3 protein-coding genes are annotated in these 2536 nt (G+C 45.8%); all 3 read left to right on the forward strand.

The window, feature by feature from the left end:
• Nucleotides 1–410: Druantia anti-phage system protein DruA (locus tag HWQ67_RS16165; RefSeq protein ID WP_218253716.1), on the forward strand; the 410-nt coding region annotated here is incomplete at its 5' end.
• Nucleotides 383–625, forward strand: coding sequence for a hypothetical protein (locus HWQ67_RS16170; protein WP_218253717.1), 243 nt, complete (start codon nt 383–385; stop codon nt 623–625). The genes HWQ67_RS16165 and HWQ67_RS16170, both read left to right, overlap by 28 nt.
• Entirely contained in the window at nt 589–2352 is a 1764-nt protein-coding gene (gene tnpC, locus HWQ67_RS16175; RefSeq protein WP_218253718.1) for an IS66 family transposase, read from the forward strand. Before HWQ67_RS16170 ends, tnpC begins: the two co-directional genes overlap by 37 nt.
• Nucleotides 2353–2536 lie beyond the last annotated feature (184 nt).

Consider the following 2536-nt stretch of genomic DNA (forward strand, 5'->3'; position numbering starts at 1 on the left):
CTGCAGTGCGACATATCGGCTGTCGTGATAAGTTCATTGGCTGGTCGGCTTTGGGCCGGCAGAAGAACCTGTCCTTGATTGCCTACAACACCCGGTTTCTTATCCTGCCCTGGCTTGTCGTGCCTCATCTTGGGTCGCATCTTTTGGGCAGGATAGTCAAGGTTGTGGCCACAGATTGGCCGAAGGTATACCAGCATCCTATCTATTTTTTAGAGACCTTTGTTGATAAAGAAAGGTTTCGCGGAATTTGCTATCGGGCTGCCAACTGGATTTATTTGGGTGAGACCACAGGCAGGGGGAAAAATGATAATACCCATAAACCGAATCGATCCATCAAAGCCGTGTATGGGTACCCATTAGTAAAAGATTTTCAGGATAAATTATGTCAAAGAAAAGAAAAAACGTATTAAAGCAAATAGGTCTTACCAAAGAGCAGATGAAGGAATTCTTACAGCGAGTTGATGAGCAAAAACTTAATGAAGGTGATTGGGAGATCATCAAAGGAATGATTCAGGCAATCAAGCTGTTAAATCAAGCCGTGAGTGGTGCGGATGGATATCCATCGATAAAAGATTTTCAGGATAAGTTATGTCAAGAACTAAACAAGAAGCACCAAAGCAAATAGATCTTACTAAAGAGCAGATAGAGAAACTCTTACAGCGGATTGATGAGCAAACACTTAATGAAAGTGATTGGGAGATTATCAAAGGAATGATTAACACAGTCAAGCTCTTAAGTCAAGCTCTTCTAGAGAAGAATATATCGATTACACGGCTTAAGAAGATGATTTTTGGCGCAGGTACAGAGAGCAAAGAGAAGGTGCTCTCCCAACAAGAGAAAAAAGGGGAGGAGAGTTTACCCTCTGAAGATCCGCTCGATACAGCCTCTGATAACCCCAATCCGGATCCTGACGGCCCTGATCCAGACTCACATGATTCTGAAGGAAAAGATGGTTGCCCTGGTCAAAAGAAAAAACTAAAAGGTCATGGTCGAAATGGAGCTTGTCTCTATCAGGGAGCAAAGAAAGTCTTTGTTTCTCATGGCGACCTTAAATCCGGTGATCTGTGCCCTGAGTGTGAAATGGGTAAAGTTTACTGCATGAAAGACCCGGGCGTTGTGGTCAGGGTAGTAGGTAGTGCCCCATTGCAGGCAACAGTGTATGAGTTAGAAAAACTGCGATGCAACCTGTGCGGAAAGGTATTCACGGCCAAAGCCCCACAAGAAGTCGGCCATGAAAAATACGATGCCACCGCAGGGGCTATGATTTCTGTATTAAAGTATGGCAGCGGCTTTCCCTTCTATAGGCTGGAGGGACTGCAAGAGAGTTTAGGAATTCCTTTGCCGGCTTCAACGCAGTGGGAGATTGTGGAGGCGGTAGCGAATGTGGCCAGACCTGTATACGATGAGCTCTTTTATCAGGCAGCACAAGGGGACATTATTCATAATGACGACACGGTGATGAAGATCCTCTCCCTGATCAATAATCCTGCTGAGAGGCAAACCGATGATGATAAGGACGACTCATCCCGCACCGGGGTGTTTACCACAGGCATTCTGTCCATAAAAGATGGCCATAAGATTGCGCTCTTTTTCACCGGGATAAAGCATGCGGGAGAGAATATGGCGGATTTGCTGAAAGCAAGGCAGACAGGGCTTCCTCCCCCCATCCAGATGTGTGATGCTCTCTCGCGGAATGTAGTGAAGGACCTGATCACTCTTTTGGCCAATTGTCTGTCCCATGGCCGCCGTAAATTTGTTGAACTCATCTCCTATTTCCCGGAGGAGTGTCGATATGTAATTGAGATTATAGCCAAAGTATATCACTATGACAGTCTGGCCAAAGAAAAGGAAATGTCAGACGAGGAGCGCCTTAAGTTCCATCAGGAGCACAGTGGCCCTTTGATGGAGGAACTGAAAGAGTGGCTCAAAAAGCAAATTGAAGAGAAAAATGTAGAGCCTAACTCCAGTCTTGGCAAGGCCTTTCAATATATGCTGAACCACTGGGGTCCCCTTACCCTTTTTCTCCAGGTACCAGGAGCGCCGCTTGATAACAATATCTTAGAAAGGGCGCTTAAATTGGCTATTCTCCATCGAAAAAATGCGCTCTTTTACAAGACCAAGCATGGTGCTCAGGTTGGGGACTTATTGATGAGCCTGATTTATACCTGCCGCTTAGCCAAGGTGAATCCTTTCGACTATTTTACTGCACTGCAAAAGTATTCCAAGCACCTCTCTCAGAATCCTCAAACTTGGATGCCTTGGAATTATCAAGACACTATCGCCTCTCTTAACCGGAGCGAAGCGAATGAGAACCAAAATGAGAACCAAACTCTTCTCTCTACAGCCGGATAATCTTACGTTAAGCCGCCACAAGGCGGCTTAACCTTTTGGGGATTGCACCGCCTCTCACGGCTCACCTTCTGCTCCGTAATATAAACAAGCGGGATTCCCAACCCTACCGCTAAAGCCTCTCTCCTTGCCTCTGTCACTGTGTAATCATTTTTTTTCTACTTGTGCATGCTTCCCGAAAGGACAC

This window comes from Candidatus Magnetobacterium casense (assembly GCF_019173545.1).
GTDB lineage: Bacteria > Nitrospirota > Thermodesulfovibrionia > Thermodesulfovibrionales > Magnetobacteriaceae > Magnetobacterium > Magnetobacterium cryptolimnobacter.

What these genes read in the sequence shown, in the direction of transcription:
- HWQ67_RS16170 (WP_218253717.1), top strand. Translation starts at nt 383, where the DNA reads ATGTCAAAGAAAAGAAAAAACGTATTAAAGCAAATAGGTCTTACCAAA.
- tnpC (WP_218253718.1), top strand. Translation starts at nt 589, where the DNA reads ATGTCAAGAACTAAACAAGAAGCACCAAAGCAAATAGATCTTACTAAA.